General features: G+C 70.3%; 13 protein-coding genes. 8 read left to right on the top strand and 5 right to left on the bottom strand.

The features are described from left to right. The first annotated feature begins 47 nt into the window (after nucleotides 1-47). Both ACFV7R_RS08410 and ACFV7R_RS08405 read left to right on the top strand, forming a co-directional pair. Nucleotides 48-761 (top strand): YidC/Oxa1 family membrane protein insertase, encoded by a 714-nt coding sequence (locus ACFV7R_RS08410; RefSeq protein WP_385261351.1) that lies wholly within the window; start codon nucleotides 48-50, stop codon nucleotides 759-761. A gap of 182 nt (nucleotides 762-943) precedes the next feature. After that, nucleotides 944-1,801 carry a fumarylacetoacetate hydrolase family protein gene (locus ACFV7R_RS08405; RefSeq protein WP_385261349.1) on the top strand — a complete coding sequence of 286 codons (858 nt, stop codon included), beginning with the start codon at nucleotides 944-946 and terminating at the stop codon, nucleotides 1,799-1,801. 74 nt (nucleotides 1,802-1,875) lie between these two features. Here ACFV7R_RS08405 and ACFV7R_RS08400 read toward each other — a convergent pair whose 3' ends face one another. The 3 genes from ACFV7R_RS08400 to ACFV7R_RS08390 form a co-directional block, all read right to left on the bottom strand. Next, on the bottom strand, nucleotides 1,876-2,751 hold the full coding sequence (locus ACFV7R_RS08400) for an LLM class F420-dependent oxidoreductase (protein WP_385261346.1): 876 nt from the start codon (nucleotides 2,749-2,751) through the stop codon (nucleotides 1,876-1,878). 89 nt (nucleotides 2,752-2,840) lie between these two features. Next, nucleotides 2,841-3,332: a heme-degrading domain-containing protein gene (locus ACFV7R_RS08395; RefSeq protein WP_385261421.1), complete on the bottom strand. Its 492-nt coding sequence runs from the start codon at nucleotides 3,330-3,332 to the stop codon at nucleotides 2,841-2,843. A 20-nt stretch (nucleotides 3,333-3,352) separates the two neighbouring features. Beyond that, complete coding sequence (locus ACFV7R_RS08390; RefSeq protein ID WP_385261344.1) at nucleotides 3,353-4,441, bottom strand: Gfo/Idh/MocA family oxidoreductase; 1,089 nt, start codon at nucleotides 4,439-4,441, stop codon at nucleotides 3,353-3,355. A gap of 47 nt (nucleotides 4,442-4,488) precedes the next feature. Here ACFV7R_RS08390 and ACFV7R_RS08385 point away from each other — a divergent pair, with 47 nt between their 5' ends. The 6 genes from ACFV7R_RS08385 (at nucleotide 4,489) to ACFV7R_RS08360 (ending at nucleotide 10,009) form a co-directional block, all read left to right on the top strand. Next, nucleotides 4,489-5,607 carry an ROK family transcriptional regulator gene (locus ACFV7R_RS08385; protein WP_385261342.1) on the top strand — a complete coding sequence of 373 codons (1,119 nt, stop codon included), beginning with the start codon at nucleotides 4,489-4,491 and terminating at the stop codon, nucleotides 5,605-5,607. A 213-nt stretch (nucleotides 5,608-5,820) separates the two neighbouring features. Further along, nucleotides 5,821-6,606: a hypothetical protein gene (locus ACFV7R_RS08380; RefSeq protein WP_385261340.1), complete on the top strand. Its 786-nt coding sequence runs from the start codon at nucleotides 5,821-5,823 to the stop codon at nucleotides 6,604-6,606. 140 nt (nucleotides 6,607-6,746) lie between these two features. Continuing rightward, a complete protein-coding gene (locus ACFV7R_RS08375; RefSeq protein ID WP_385261338.1) occupies nucleotides 6,747-7,526 on the top strand; it encodes an HAD-IIA family hydrolase in 780 nt (259 codons plus the stop codon). A gap of 105 nt (nucleotides 7,527-7,631) precedes the next feature. Beyond that, a complete protein-coding gene (locus ACFV7R_RS08370; protein ID WP_385261336.1) occupies nucleotides 7,632-8,168 on the top strand; it encodes a hypothetical protein in 537 nt (178 codons plus the stop codon). A 6-nt stretch (nucleotides 8,169-8,174) separates the two neighbouring features. After that, nucleotides 8,175-8,840 (top strand): class F sortase, encoded by a 666-nt coding sequence (locus tag ACFV7R_RS08365; RefSeq protein ID WP_129799656.1) that lies wholly within the window; start codon nucleotides 8,175-8,177, stop codon nucleotides 8,838-8,840. A 140-nt stretch (nucleotides 8,841-8,980) separates the two neighbouring features. After that, the gene (locus tag ACFV7R_RS08360) at nucleotides 8,981-10,009 is read left to right on the top strand and encodes a glycoside hydrolase family 6 protein (protein ID WP_385261332.1); all 1,029 of its coding nucleotides are present in this window, start codon (nucleotides 8,981-8,983) and stop codon (nucleotides 10,007-10,009) included. A gap of 61 nt (nucleotides 10,010-10,070) precedes the next feature. Here ACFV7R_RS08360 and ACFV7R_RS08355 read toward each other — a convergent pair whose 3' ends face one another. Continuing rightward, on the bottom strand, nucleotides 10,071-12,008 hold the full coding sequence (locus ACFV7R_RS08355; RefSeq protein WP_385261329.1) for a galactose oxidase-like domain-containing protein: 1,938 nt from the start codon (nucleotides 12,006-12,008) through the stop codon (nucleotides 10,071-10,073). Next, complete coding sequence (locus ACFV7R_RS08350) at nucleotides 12,005-13,984, bottom strand: glycosyltransferase family 2 protein (RefSeq protein ID WP_385261328.1); 1,980 nt, start codon at nucleotides 13,982-13,984, stop codon at nucleotides 12,005-12,007. Before ACFV7R_RS08350 ends, ACFV7R_RS08355 begins: the two co-directional genes overlap by 4 nt. Between the last annotated feature and the right edge of the window lie 69 nt (nucleotides 13,985-14,053).

The following is a 14,053-nucleotide window of genomic DNA, read 5'->3' as shown; positions in this document are numbered from 1 at the left end:
GCCATCCCACTGACCGGCACGACGAGACCCCGACGGAGGGCTCACCCATGTCCGTTTTCGCCAACCTGGTGGAGCAGCTCGCCGATCTGCTTCAGCCGCTCTTCCACTCCTCCGCGGCCGCCGCCGCGATCGTTCTGTTCACCGCGTTCGTACGGCTGTTGGTGCATCCGCTGTCCCGGGCGGCGGCGCGCGGGCAGAAGGCACGGACGGAGTTGCAGCCGAAGATCGCCGAGCTGCGGAAGAAGTACGGGAAGAATCCCGAGCGGCTGCAGCAGGCCGTGCTGGAACTGCATACGAAGGAGAAGGTGTCGCCGCTGGCCGGGTGTCTGCCCGGGCTGCTCCAGGTGCCGGCCTTCTTTCTGCTCTACCACCTGTTCTCGAACCCGACGATCGGCGGCGAGGCGAACGAACTGCTCACGCATGAGCTGCTGGCCGCGCCGCTCGGTCATCGCTGGGTGGACGCCCTGGGTGACGGCGGGGTGTTCGGGGCGGCGGGGCTGGTGTACGGCGGGCTGTTCGCCGTCGTCACGGCCGTCGCCGTGTTCAACTACCGCCGTACGAAGCGGATGATGGCCGCCAACGCCCCTGTGCCGGTGGCCGACGGTGAGCAGATGCCCGGGCTGGGGGCGGTCACCAAGGTCATGCCGTTCATGTCGTTCTTCACGCTCGTGACCGTGGCGGTGGTGCCGTTGGCCGCCGCGCTGTACGTGGTGACCAGCGCGACGTGGAGCGCGGTGGAACGGGCGGTGCTGTACCGGTGAGTGCCGGTGAGCATCGGTGAGTGCCGGTGCGCTCGGCACCCTACGGTCCAGTACGTGAACCGGGTCTTGCGGACTGCACCTCGACCTTGGAGGATCAACCAGTCCTCCGATGGCTGCGTTTCCCGCCGCACCCGGGCCGCGGCCGATCGGAGGACCGCCCGCGATCGAGGGAGATTGTGCTCATGAAGCTACTGCGAGTCGGTACGGCCGGGGCCGAGCGGCCCGCGCTGCTCGACGCCGAGGGGGTGCTGCGGGACCTGTCGGGCCTCGTGCCGGACATCGACGGGGCGCTGCTCGCCGACGACGCGTCGCTCGGCCGGATCCGGGCCGCCGCCGACGCCGGGGAGCTGCCCGCGCTGGACGCGGCGGGGCTGCGGATCGGGCCGCCGCTGGGGCGGATCGGCAAGATCGTGTGCATCGGGCTGAACTACCACGACCACGCCCGGGAGACCGGCGCCGAGCCGCCCGCCGAGCCGGTGATCTTCTTCAAGGCCGCGGACACGGTGGTCGGGCCGAACGACACGGTGCTCGTGCCGCGCGGGTCCGGCAAGACCGACTGGGAGGTGGAGCTGGCGGTCGTCATCGGACGTACGGCTCGCTATCTGGAGTCGGTGGAGGACGGGCTCGCGCATGTCGCCGGGTACGCGGTGGCCCATGACGTCTCCGAGCGGGAGTTCCAGATCGAGCGGGGCGGGACCTGGGACAAGGGCAAGAACTGCGAGACGTTCAATCCGCTGGGCCCGTGGCTGGTGACGGCGGACGAGGTGCCGGATCCGCAGAAGCTGGCGCTGCGGCTGTGGGTCAACGGGGAGCTGAAGCAGGACGGGACGACGGGCGAGCAGATCTTCTCCGTGGGGGAGGTCGTGCGCTACGTCAGCCAGTTCATGACGCTGTATCCCGGTGATGTCATCAACACGGGGACACCGGCGGGGGTGGCGTTGGGGCAGCCGGAGCCGAAGCCGTATCTGCGGGCCGGGGATGTGGTGGAGCTGGAGATCGAGGGGCTGGGGCGGCAGCGGCAGGAGTTCAAGGACGCCTGACGGGACTTCGCGCCTCGGCCCGCCGACCCTCGCGGTCGGCGGGCCGAGGTCGTTTCGTATCCGCCGGACAGGCCCTAGCCCAGCAGGCCGGCCAGCCTGCGCCACTCCTCCCGCGGCAGGGCGTCACCGGGGCCGCCGGCGACCACCTGGAGCGCCACATGGTCGGCGCCCGCCTGCTGGAAGGTCTTGATGCGGTCCAGGATGCGGTCCTCGTCTCCCCAGGCGAACACGGCGTCGATGAGGCGGTCGCTGCCGCCGTCCGTGAAGTCGGCCTCGGTGAAGCCGTGGCGGAGGAAGTTGTTGGTGTAGTTCGGCAGGGCGAGGTACATGGCGAGGTAGCCGCGGGCCAGGGTGCGGGCGCGGGACGGCTCCGTCTCCAGGACGACCTTCAACTCCGGGGCCAGCAGCGGGCCTTCGCCCAGGATCTCGCGGGCCCGGGCCGTGTGTTCCGCCGTGACGAGGTACGGGATCGCGCCGGCCGCCCGGTCGCGGGCCAGCTCCAGCGTCTTCGGGCCCAGCGCTGCCAGGACGCGGCGGCCCGCCGGCACTCCGGCGGTGTCCAGGGCGTCGAGGTAGGCGACCAGCGACGAGTACGGGCGGCGGTACTGCTCGGCGAGCTTGGCGTGGCTGACTCCGAGGCCCAGCACGAAGCGGCCGGGGTGGGCCGACTCGAGGTCGGCGTAGGCCGCCGCGCTGTCGCCGGCCTCCTGCTGCCAGATGCTCTGGATGCTGGTCCCCACGACGATCCTGGACGTCGCCCCGATGAGCGGGGCGGCGTTGCGGGCGGTGCTGTTGCCGCCCAGCCACAGGGCGCCGTAACCGAGTTCCTCCAGTTCGGCGGCGGCCTCGGCGAGCTCGCCGCGCCGGTCCGGGTCCTCCGATCGCAGGCCGATACTCCAGATGCCGTACCGGCCCACCTTCTGCTTCACGGCGGCTGCGACGTCGTTCATCGGTTGCGGTCCCTCCGGCTGTGACGGCTGGTGCTGGTGACGGTAGTGCCAACCGGAGGGCCGCTCGCGTTAATCCCGCCGGACGGGTGTCAGATCTGGTCGCCCAGGTAGTGCTCCAGCGCCTCCACCACGAACCGGTGGTCCTGCAGCTGCGGCAGGCCGGACACCGTCACCGTGCCGATCACGCCGACGCCCTCCACGATGATCGGGAAGGAGCCCCCGTGGGCGGCGTACGCGTCCGGGTCCAGGCGGGAGGACTCCTCGAACGTCGTGCCCTTGGCGCGGAAGCGGGCGCCGACGAGGTAGGAGGCGGAGCCGTAGCGCTCCACGACCCGGCGCTTGCGGTCGATCCAGGCGTCGTTGTCCGGGGTGGAGCCGGGCAGCGCCGCGTGGAAGAGCTGCTGGCCGGCCCGGCGGATGTCGATGGCGACCGGGGCCTGCCGTTCCCGGGCCAGCTCCACCAGCAGCGAGCCGAGCGCCCAGGCGTCGTCGTGGGTGAACCCGCGGAACACCAGACGGCGTTCCTGCGCCTCCAACTCCTCGACCGTGGGCGTCAGTTCCGGAGTGACCTTCGGGGCCATCGCAGGCTTGTGCGAGTTCGTCACAGTGTCACCGTCACTCCGTCTCGGACCGAACGGCGGGCCGCTTCCAGTACGTCGAGGGCGGCGGCCGCCTCCAGGGCGGTCACCGGGTTGGCGGCGCCGTCGCGCAGGGCGGCGGCCACCGCGGCGTAGTACGCGGGGTAGTCGCCGGGCAGGGTGGGCTCGGGGCGGCCGCCGCCGGTCAGCGGGGACTCGCCGGAACCGATACGGCCCCACAGCGACTCGGGCTCCTCGCCCCAGCCGGGACCGGGGCGCTGCCCGTCCTTGAGGGCCGCCTCCTGCGGGTCCAGGCCGTACTTCACGTATCCGGCCTGGGAGCCCAGCACCCGGAAACGCGGGCCGAGTTGGGCGGTCGTCGCGGAGACGTAGAGGTGGGAACGGACGCCGTTGGTGTGCGTGATCGCGATGAACGTGTCGTCGTCCGTCTCCGCGCCGGGGCGGCGGATGTCCGACTCGGCGTACACCGAGGCCGCGGGGCCGAACAGGGTCAGCGCCTGGTCGACGACATGGCTGCCGAGGTCGTACAGCAGACCCCCGATCTCCGCCGGGTCGCCGGACTCCCGCCAGCCGCCCTTCGGCTGCGGCCGCCACCGCTCGAAGCGGGACTCGAAGCGCCATACGTCACCCAGCGCGCCCTCGGCGAGCAGCCCCCGCAGGGTGAGGAAGTCGTTGTCCCAGCGGCGGTTCTGGAAGACGGAGAGCAGCAGGTCGCGCTCCTCGGCCAGGGCGGCCAGCTCGCGTGCCTCGGCCGCCGTGCCCGCGATCGGCTTGTCGACGACGACCGGGAGACCGGCCTTCAGGGCGGCGGTGGCGAGCGGGACGTGCGTCCGGTTCGGGGAGGCGATGACGATCAGGTCCAGCTCGTCGGCGCGGTCGAACAGCTCCTCCGCGGTGGCGGCGACCCGTACGTCCGGGAACTCGGCGCGGGCCTGCTCCTGCCGTTCGGGGTTCGAGGTGACCACCGTGTCGAGGGCGAGGCCCTCGGTCGTGGCGATCAGGGGGGCGTGGAAGACGGAGCCCGCGAGGCCGTAGCCGATGAGGCCGACCCGGAGGGGGGTACCCGTCGTTCCAGGGATGCGTCCGGTCATGGGTCCACTTTCGCAACGCTGTTGCCAAAGTGCAAGCGGTGAGGAGAATGGGTGGCGTGAACAGGACGACCACGGGGGGTTCGGTGCGGGCGGCGGGCGCGAATCTGCTGGCGTTGCGCAGTCACAACACGGCGCTCGTCCTCGGCCTGCTGCGGCGTGCCGGACAGGACGGCATCAGCCGGCTCGAGCTGGCCGAGCGGACCGGGCTGACCCCACAGGCCGTCAGCAAGATCACCGCCCGGCTGCGGGCCGACGGGCTGGCGACGGAGGCCGGGCGGCTGGTGTCGACCGGGGGCAAGCCGCGTACGGTGCTGCGGCTCGTGCCGGGGGCCGGGCATGCGGTGGGGGTGCATCTCGACCGGGACGAGCTGCGGGCGGTGCTCGTGGACCTGGCGGGGGCGGTGGTCGCGGAGCGGAGCGCTCCGCTGGACCTGGGGGCGGGGGCGGAGGCCGTGCTCGCGGGGGTGGTCCGGGAGGTGAGCGCGCTGCTGGCGGAACGGCCGTTGGAGACGGTCCTCGGGGTCGGCGTCGCGCTGCCCGGGCCGCTCGATCACGTCCGCGGTGTGCTGCACCGGGTCACCGGGTTCCCGGAGTGGGACGGGTTTCCGCTGCGGGACGTGCTGGCGTTGCAGCTCGGGGTGCCGGTGGTCGTCGACAAGGACACCAATGCGGCGGCGCTGGGGCTTGCGGTCGGGGGTGAGGGTGGGTCGTTCGCGTATCTGCACTTCGGGGCGGGGCTTGGCGGGGGGCTGGTGATCGGGGGTGCGGTGCACCGGGGGGCCCGTACCGGGGCGGGGGAGTTCGGGCATCAGGTGGTTCAGCTGGACGGGCCGCTGTGCAGTTGCGGGAACCGGGGGTGCGTCGAGGCGTTGTGTCTCGAGGCTGTGGGGCGGGGGGATGTGGAGGAGGCGGCGCGGGTGTTGGGGGTGGGGACGGGAAATCTTGTTGCGCTGCTCGATATCGACTTCATTTTGTTGGGTGGGCGGGTTGTTGCCGGGGAGCCGGAGCGGTTCGTGCGGGGGGTTGCGGGGGTGTTGGAGGAGCGGGCTCGGCGTACGGGGGAGGAGGCTGTGCCCGTTCGGCTGGCGGCCGGGGGTGTGCGGGGGGTTGCGGAGGGGGCGGCGCAGTTGCTGCTGGCGCCGTTGTTCGGGCGGGGGGACGCGTAGGGGGCGTCGGGGGCGGTTCGGTTGCCCGCGCCGGCGGGGTGCCGCTGCGCCCACCCTCCCCCACTCTCGGCTTCGCTCGAGCGGGGGGACCCCCATCGCCCCAGCGGCACGACTGCCCGCAGCTACGTGCGCTGCGCTGATCGGGCGGAGTTGGCGGGTCCTGCGGGGTGGCGTCGGTCCAGGGCGGATGCCCTCCGGCATGGTCATGTGTTCATGCGACTGTGTACGCCCGTGTCCCTCTGTACGGCGGCCTCAGCCGCCCTGCTGTTCGTTGCCGGTCCGGCGTATTCCGGGTCGGCTCCCGGTTGTGCCGCCGGGTCCGGTGGCCGTGACTTTCCGATCACCACCCGTATCCACGGCGGCCCCGCTTCCTATGACGCCGGCGGCGGCCACGGCACCTGGTCCATCGACCTCACCAACAGCACCGCCCGCACCTGCACCGGCATCCACCCGGTCGTCGTCCTCGTCGACAAGGGGCGGACGCTGACGCCGACGCAGCCGAAGCTGGAGTTCTACGAGGGGGCCCGCCCGCACCCGGTCCGGTTCGAGCGGACCGACGAGGACGAGCTGGTCGGCGCCTTCGACGGTTTCGCGGGGTTCAGCGTGCCGCCCGGCCGGACCCTGACCGTGCGGGTGCGGCTGGCGCTGACCTCCGACGCCGTACCGAACGAGATCACCGCGAACGCCGCGGTCGTACAACGGCGTGACAACGACGGCGACTGGGTCGGTCAGTCCAACGACTACCGCTTCCGCGTCGAGGCCAAGCCCGGCACCGAATCCAGCCCCGGAACCAAACCCGTACCCAGACCCAGCAGCGACTCCGGCACGCCCACCGCCCACGCAACCGCCGGATCCACTACCGCCCCCGACGGACACCTGTCGTTCGCCGACGAGCTCGCCCGTACCGGACTCGGCACCGCGCGGGGAGCGCTCGCCGCTGCCGCCGTACTGCTGGTCGCCGCAGGCTGCGCCCTGGTGGTGGTGCGGAGGCGCCGCTGAGCACCTGCGTCGTCCCGTGGCCCCGGTCGTGATCGGCGGGGTCAGGATCAGCCACTCCTGACTACCCTGGGGGGCGTCGGTACGCCGTGGTTCCGGCGCCCCGCTCATCCTCGTACGCACGCCAGGAGTGATCGACGCACATGGCAGACCGCAAGCCCATCGAGTCATGGCTCACCGACATGGACGGAGTGCTGATCCACGAGGGCGTACCGATCCCCGGTGCCGACGCCTTCATCAAGAAGCTGCGCGAGTCCGGAAAGCCCTTCCTGGTCCTCACCAACAACTCCATCTACACCCCGCGCGACCTGCACGCCCGGCTGAACCGCATGGGTCTGGAGGTGCCGATCGAGAACATCTGGACCTCGGCGCTGGCCACCGCCAAGTTCCTGGACGACCAGCGGCCGAGCGGCTCGGCGTACGTCATAGGCGAGGCCGGTCTGACCACTGCGCTGCACGACATCGGCTACATCCTCACCGACCACGAGCCGGACTACGTCGTCCTCGGCGAGACCCGCACGTACTCCTTCGAGGCCATGACCAAGGCCGTACGGCTCATCAACAACGGCGCCCGTTTCATCTGCACCAACCCCGACGAGACCGGCCCCTCCACCGAGGGCCCGCTCCCCGCGACCGGCGCCGTCGCCGCGCTGATCACCAAGGCGACCGGCCGCAAGCCGTACTTCGCGGGCAAGCCGAACCCCCTGATGATGCGCACCGGGCTCAACGCGATCGGCGCCCACTCCGAGACCAGCGCCATGATCGGCGACCGTATGGACACCGACGTGCTGGCGGGCATGGAGGCCGGGATGCAGACGTTCCTGGTGCTCACCGGCCTGACCCGGCCCGAGCAGGTCGAGGACTTCCCTTACCGGCCGTCGAAGGTCGTGGACTCCATTGCGGATCTTGTGGATCGGGTCTGAAACCGCCCCGGAGGTAAAACTCACCCGTACGGCGTAGTCCGGACCCCGCCGAGGATGCGGGGCCGGTCTGCGCGGGGGAGTCTCCAGAGTGTCTGGAGGTTCACGATGGGTTCACTGCGACTCACTCTCTGTACCGGCGTCCTGGCCGCCGTCGCCGCGGTCACCCCGACGGCAAGCGCGGCGGACGGCGGTGTCTCGGTCAGCCCCTCGACCCCGGGGCCCGGCAGCGACCTCGCGCTGCGGGCCACCGGCTGCACCGGCACCACGGGCACCGCGGCCTCGAAGGCCTTCGTCTCCGACGCCGAGCTCACCGGCGGGGGCGGCACGCTGGCCGGCGAGACCCGCGTCCGTTCCATGGTGGGGCCCGGCCGCTACGAGGTTCAGGTCATCTGCGGCGGCGACAAGTCCAAGTCGATGAAGTCGCACGTCACCATCGGCAACGCCTCGGCCGCGCCGAGTGCGCCCGCCTCGCCGGTCGCCCCCGTCAAGGCGGGCGGCGGCGGGACCGCCCATCTCGCGTCCGTGGACACCGCAGCGACCGGCCCGAACACCGCACACGCGGTGACCGGCCTGGTCCTCGCGGGCGCCGCGGCGGTGGCCGTCGTCCTGCGCGGCACCCGCCGGAGCCGTAGGACGGGCTGAGCGACCATGTCCGACCGGGAACGCTTCTCCGGCACCGGGCGGATGCTCATGGGCGTGGCCTGGGCGGTGCTGCTGCTCGGGCTGTGGCTGTGGGGCCGCGAGGTGACCGACGTACGGCACGGCATATCCGCGCCCGTCACCGGCGACATGGCGGCCGTCGGACGGCCGCCCACGGCGGAGCTGCCGCCCGCCGCCAAGCCCCTGACCGCCGCCCTGCCGCAACGCCTGGACATCCCCGGCCTGGGCGTGCAGGCGCCCGTCGTGGCCCGCGGCCTCGACGCGCAGGGGGCGATCGATCCACCGCCGTACGACCAGCCGGGCGTCGTCGGCTGGTACGCGGCCGGGGTGAAACCGGGCGCGGTCGGCACCGCGCTGATGGTGGGCCATGTCGACACCGAGACCCGCCCCGCCGTCTTCTACGGGATCAGCGCGCTGCAGCCCGGCGAGACCATCCGGGTCGTCCGCGCCGACGGCCGGGTCGCCGAGTTCACCGTCGACGACATCCAGGTCCTCTCCCGCGACCGTTTCGACGCCCAACAGGCCTACGGGGTACGCAAGTCGGGGCGGGCCGAGCTCCGGCTGATCACCTGCGGCGGCCCCTACGACCGGGCCAGCCGCAGCTACACCGCCAACGTGGTCGTGTCGGCCTACCTCACGGGCACCGCTCCCTGAACCTGCCTTCCTGGCGCCCCCTCACCCGGACCCGCCGACCGCCTGTAACAGCTCACGGACAAGGCGCGGGCGACCTCGTGAGGGCAGCGCGACGTATGTCAGGATTGAGACTTGGAACAGTGCACCCAAGGGGGAGTTGGATGTACCGCAGCAGGGGGGTGACCGGAGTGCGGGCGACCGCGGTGGCGCTGGGGGCGGCGCTGCTGATCGCGGGATGCTCCTCCGGCGACGGAGACGGCGACGGTGGCGACACCGGCGGCACGGGCGCCGGGATCACCCAACAGCCCAAGGACGCCGCGCCGTTCTGGGTCAACCCGGACGGCACTGCGGCCCAGCAGGTGGCCGACTACAACAAGAGCGGCAAGGAGTCCGAGGCGGACACGATCCGCAAGATCGCCCAACAGCCGACCGGCGAGTGGCTCAGCCCGGAGAACGCGGAGGAGCAGGCCCGCGGCTTCACCGAGGCGGCGGCCGAGGCCGACCGCACGGCGCTGCTCGTCCTCTACAACATCCCGCACCGCGACTGCGGGCAGTTCTCGGGCGGCGGCGCCGCCGACGGCAACGCATACCGGGCGTTCATCGACAGCGTCGCCAAGGGCATCGGCGACCGCGGTGCGACGGTGATCCTGGAACCGGACGCGGTGCTGCACATGGTGGACAACTGCACACCCGGTGAGTACCACGAGGAGCGCTACGACCTGCTCAAGGGCGCCATCACCAAGCTCAAGTCCCTGAAGAACACCAAGGTCTACCTGGACGCGGGCAACGCCGGCTGGGGCAAGCCCGACCAGATCTTCGAGCCCCTGAAGTGGGCGGGCATCGACCAGGCCGACGGTTTCTCGGTCAACGTCTCCAACTTCTACACGACCGAGGACTCCATCGCGTACGGCAAGGAGCTCTCCGCCAAGGTGGGCAACAAGCCGTTCGTGATCGACACCAGCCGCAACGGCAACGGCCCCTACACCGAGGGCGACCCGGGCGAACGCTGGTGCAACCCGCCGGGCCGCGCCCTCGGCGAAACCCCGAGCACCAAGACCGCCGACCCCCTGGTCGACGCGTACCTGTGGGTCAAGCGCCCGGGAGAGTCGGACGGCGAGTGCAAGGGCGGTCCCAAGGCGGGCGAGTGGTGGCCCGAGTACGCGCTGAAGCTGGCGCAGGCGAGCGAGTAGCGTCCGGTACGCAGCTGGGGGCGCCCTCCGTCGCGGAGGGCGCCCCCAGTGACGTGACAGGCTAAGGAACCCTCACCCACTGCGCCTCGGACGGCGTCCCCTCGTCGTCCGCCACGAACAGCATGTACCACCCCGCCTGCACCAGGTTCCGGTTCTCCGGGACCGTCACGGTGACCTTGTTGCCGGACGTCTTGAAGTCCAGGGCGATCGACCGCTGGTCGACATCCGTCACGTGCGTCGAAGCGCTGGGCCGGATCAGCCGCACCTTCTTGATCGACGACGCATGCTGCGAGGTGAACGTGCCCGTCTCACCGCGTTCGACGGTCTGCGGCCCGCCGGACAGCGAGGGGCGCGCGTCGCGGAAGAGATACGGCGGGCTGTAGATCTCGATCCGCTGCTCGAACTTCCCCGGCTTGGTGTTCGCCTTGTCGCTGAAGAGGGAGTCCGAACCGAAGAACATCACCCGGCCGTCGGGCAGGAGCAGCGAGCCCGAGTGGTAGTTACGGCCCACCAAGGGGTCGGCGACCCGGTCGAGTTCGTTGGTCTCCGGGTCGTACAGCCGCGCCTCGAGGATGTTGGAGTCACCGCGCCCGCGGTAGTCCTCCGAGCCGCCGGCGACCAGCACACTGTCGTCCGGGAGGACCGAGGCCTGCGGATAGCGGGTGCCCTTGCCCAGGGACGGCCCGTCCACGAACCGCGGGTTGTCGGCCTTCAGATCGACGATCCGGGTCTTCTCGCTCGACAGCTTGGACTCGCCGACGCCACCGCCGCCGAGCACCATGTACTTCTCGTCCTGCGCCGGCGGCAACAGCACGGTGTTCGCGGTCTCCAGCATGTTCGCGTCGCTCATGCCGGGCACCTTGGTGAACTTGTTGGTGTCCACGTCCCAGATGCCGGGATCACGCCCCACGTCGTCCGGCCCGTATCCCGCGTTCGCCCCCGAGTAGAAGACCTTGCCGTTCTGCATCAGGAACAGCGCCGGGTACGTCGGGAACTGCCGGACCTTGTCGGTGTAGGTCCACTTCTTGGTCTCGGGGTCGTAGATCTCGTTCTTGCCCGGCACCAGCTGGCCGATGTCGTCGAGGCCGGAGACGCTGAGGATCTTCCCGTCGCTCAGGGTGGTGAGCGTGGGGTACCAGCGGGCCTCCTTCATCGGGTCGACCTTGATGTACTTTTCGGCGACCGGGTCGAACTCGTAGGCGTCCCGGATCCCCTGGAAGTCCTTCTTGTCCAGGGCGAGCTTCTGCGCGATGCCGTACGTGTTGCGCGCGTCGGCGCCGCTCAGGCCCTGGACGGCGTAGTTGTCCTGGGTGCCGGTCTCGTACTTGGCGCCCTCCTTGGCGGCCTCGACATAGATCCGGCCGACGCCCGGGTCGTTGCCCAGGAACTTGCCGGTCTCCTTGTCGAACTGCTTCTTGGCGCGCGGAACGAGGACCGGGTCCTTGGAGACGAAGGTCTTGCCGTTCTCCTTGCCGGTGAACTTGGTGCCCGCGGGCAGGGTGATCGGCTTGTCCGGGTTCTCGTTGTAGACGATCATCAGGCCGCCGGCCTTCTTCACGTCACCCTTGAGCTTCTCGTACCGCTTGGTGCCGCCCGCGATCAGCAGGTTGCCGTTGGCGAGCTGGGTGTGGCCGGTGCAGAACAGGTCGTTGGGTGTCGGCACGTCCTTGATGGTGTTCTTGACCGGGTCCCAGATCCGGGTGTCGAACTTCTTCGCGTCGAAGTTGTCCTGGTTGTTGCCGGACCCGGCCACCAGCAGGATCTTGCCGGTGCGCAGCAGGGCCGCGTGGATGGTGTTGAGGCGGTACTCCTCCGGGAACTCGACGGTCTTCCAGTGGCCGTTGTCCGCTTTGTACTCGGGTCTGTTGATCTGGTACTGGTGGTACTTCTCGGTCCCGACCCGGTAGAGCCATGGCCCGTTCATCCCGGCCAGCGCGATTACCACCGCCGTGCCTATCGCGAGTCGACGGGCGCGGCGGCGGCCGGCACGGTCGTTCATTCCTTACGTCCCCCAAGTCCACCAAGGGCGATCTGCATGGTCTGGTCGTTGCCCTCGTTCGAGGCCGCCCAACTGGGCCGCTGCTGCGGGGCGTGCGGCGCGTACGGAGCGGGCACTCCGTGCGCCGGCGTCGGGGTGGGTACCGCGTCCTGCGGTTCCGGCGCGGCCGGGGCGGCGGGCTTCTTCTTCTCCTGCCGCAGCTGCCAGCGCCAGGCGAAGACCGGCGTGGCGGTGATCAGCATCGCGAACGACGCCCAGATGATCATCGCGGGGTGGGAGTTGCCGAAGTAGAAGCCGGCCGCGATCGAGGCACCGAAGATCAGGATGAAGTACCAGTGGTACCGGAAGGTCCCGAACCACCGGTCCGGGCTCGCCGAGTCGCCCTTGGGCGTCACCACGAACTTGCTCTTCTTGCGCAGCACCGAGTCGATCAGCGCCTTCGCGTACAGCGGCGCCGACAGCGCGGACATCACCATGCCGGCCACACCGCCGGAGCCCTCCGGCTCGTGCGGCGAGACGTTGTGGCGGCGGTTCCAGACGTACAGACCGATCTGCAGGGCGGAGGCGTTGCCGTAGAGCATCAGCCAGATCGTCGGGTCGATGTTCACACCCGAGGCGCCCAGACCCAGGAACAGCGCACAACTCAGCGCCGCGAGGATCCAGTTGAGGGCCGACATCGGGTAGAAGATGATCATCATCGTGTAGTTGAAGAGCTTGCTCGGCGGCAGCGAGTACCAGCCCTTCCAGTACTGCTTGAGGATCGTCTCGTACGTCCCTCGCGACCAGCGCATCTGCTGGGTGAAGAAGTCCGTCCAGGCGCTGGGGCCCTCACCGACCGCGAGCACGTCCGGGGTGTAGACCGAGCGCCACTTCTTCCCCGTGGCCGGGTTCTTGTGGCGGTGGATCTCGAAACCGGTCGCCATGTCCTCGGTGATCGAGTCGTACAGACCGCCGATCTGCTTCAGCGCCTTGATCCGCACCGCGTTGGAGGTGCCGACGAACATCGGGGCGCCGTAGCGGTTTCCGGCGCGCTGGATCAGCGCGTGGAAGAGGAACTGCTGGGACTCGGCGGCCTTGGTGACGAACGTGTCGTAGTTGCCGTAGACCTGCGGGCCGATCACGAAGCCGACGTCCGGGTCGCGGAAGAAGCCCAGCATCCGCTCCAGGTAGTTCGGCAGCGGTACGTGGTCGGTGTCGACGGACGCGAAGAAGTCGTAGTCGTCGCCGTGTGCGTCGAGCCAGGCGTTGTAGTTGCCGTGCTTGGTCTTGGCGCGGTGCGGGCCCTTGGCCTGGTTCCACTTCGCGATGCCCTTGCGGGAGAAGTGGTGCACGCCGAGCCGGGCGCAGACCTCCTTGACCTCCGGGTCGTCGCCCTCGTCGAGCAGCCAGACGTGCAGAAGGCCCCGGTGCCGCAGCTTCACGGCCGCCTCCAGGGTCTTCGTCACCATCTCCAGCGGCTCCTTGCCGGGCACGAAGGAGGTGAGGAAGGCCACTCTCGTGCCGGTCTCCGGAACCACCGGGATCGGGTCGCGGGCGACCAGCGTGGCGTGCGCGTTGGACAGCACGTTCATGCAGCGGAAGAACTCGATCAGACCGATCGAGACCAGCATCACCATGTCCAGCGCGGGCAGGAAGTCGTAGGCCGGGTAGTCGCGTTCGGTCCAGTGCTCGGGCTGCAGCAGCCAGGCCAGCAGCACCAGCGAGAGCAGCGGTGCCGCGGCGAGCATCAGGGCCACGCGTATCCGGTGCGGCTCCTGCGAGATCAGGGAGCGGTACTGCACCCGGTACGGCTTGTTCGGATCGGGCTGGGTGAGGGGGCCCGCCAACCGGCTGTAGTGCTCGTAGTCGTACCTCGGCAGCGTCTTCTTGATCCGGCGGAAGGTCCCCGTGTTGCCGGTCCGGTGCGAAGGCACCCTGAGCTGGGTGGTTTGTGACGGGTCGAAGTTCTGCCGGGCGCCCGTCGGCGTCGACGTCATGAGTCATCCCCCCACACGCGGTTCAGCGCGTGTCTGTCGGTTCCTTTCGCCTGCTCAGGGCCCCCTCGG

The organism is Streptomyces sp. NPDC059866 (assembly GCF_042731325.1).
GTDB lineage: Bacteria > Actinomycetota > Actinomycetes > Streptomycetales > Streptomycetaceae > Streptomyces > Streptomyces flavusporus.
Note: the sequence above shows the minus strand (reverse complement) of the source record. Positions and strands in the feature narration are given on the sequence as shown.

What these genes read in the sequence shown, in the direction of transcription:
- ACFV7R_RS08410 (WP_385261351.1), top strand. Translation starts at nt 48, where the DNA reads ATGTCCGTTTTCGCCAACCTGGTGGAGCAGCTCGCCGATCTGCTTCAG.
- ACFV7R_RS08405 (WP_385261349.1), top strand. Translation starts at nt 944, where the DNA reads ATGAAGCTACTGCGAGTCGGTACGGCCGGGGCCGAGCGGCCCGCGCTG.
- ACFV7R_RS08400 (WP_385261346.1), bottom strand. Translation starts at nt 2,751, where the DNA reads ATGAACGACGTCGCAGCCGCCGTGAAGCAGAAGGTGGGCCGGTACGGC.
- ACFV7R_RS08395 (WP_385261421.1), bottom strand. Translation starts at nt 3,332, where the DNA reads ATGGCCCCGAAGGTCACTCCGGAACTGACGCCCACGGTCGAGGAGTTG.
- ACFV7R_RS08390 (WP_385261344.1), bottom strand. Translation starts at nt 4,441, where the DNA reads ATGACCGGACGCATCCCTGGAACGACGGGTACCCCCCTCCGGGTCGGC.
- ACFV7R_RS08385 (WP_385261342.1), top strand. Translation starts at nt 4,489, where the DNA reads ATGGGTGGCGTGAACAGGACGACCACGGGGGGTTCGGTGCGGGCGGCG.
- ACFV7R_RS08380 (WP_385261340.1), top strand. Translation starts at nt 5,821, where the DNA reads ATGCGACTGTGTACGCCCGTGTCCCTCTGTACGGCGGCCTCAGCCGCC.
- ACFV7R_RS08375 (WP_385261338.1), top strand. Translation starts at nt 6,747, where the DNA reads ATGGCAGACCGCAAGCCCATCGAGTCATGGCTCACCGACATGGACGGA.
- ACFV7R_RS08370 (WP_385261336.1), top strand. Translation starts at nt 7,632, where the DNA reads ATGGGTTCACTGCGACTCACTCTCTGTACCGGCGTCCTGGCCGCCGTC.
- ACFV7R_RS08365 (WP_129799656.1), top strand. Translation starts at nt 8,175, where the DNA reads ATGTCCGACCGGGAACGCTTCTCCGGCACCGGGCGGATGCTCATGGGC.
- ACFV7R_RS08360 (WP_385261332.1), top strand. Translation starts at nt 8,981, where the DNA reads ATGTACCGCAGCAGGGGGGTGACCGGAGTGCGGGCGACCGCGGTGGCG.
- ACFV7R_RS08355 (WP_385261329.1), bottom strand. Translation starts at nt 12,008, where the DNA reads ATGAACGACCGTGCCGGCCGCCGCCGCGCCCGTCGACTCGCGATAGGC.
- ACFV7R_RS08350 (WP_385261328.1), bottom strand. Translation starts at nt 13,984, where the DNA reads ATGACGTCGACGCCGACGGGCGCCCGGCAGAACTTCGACCCGTCACAA.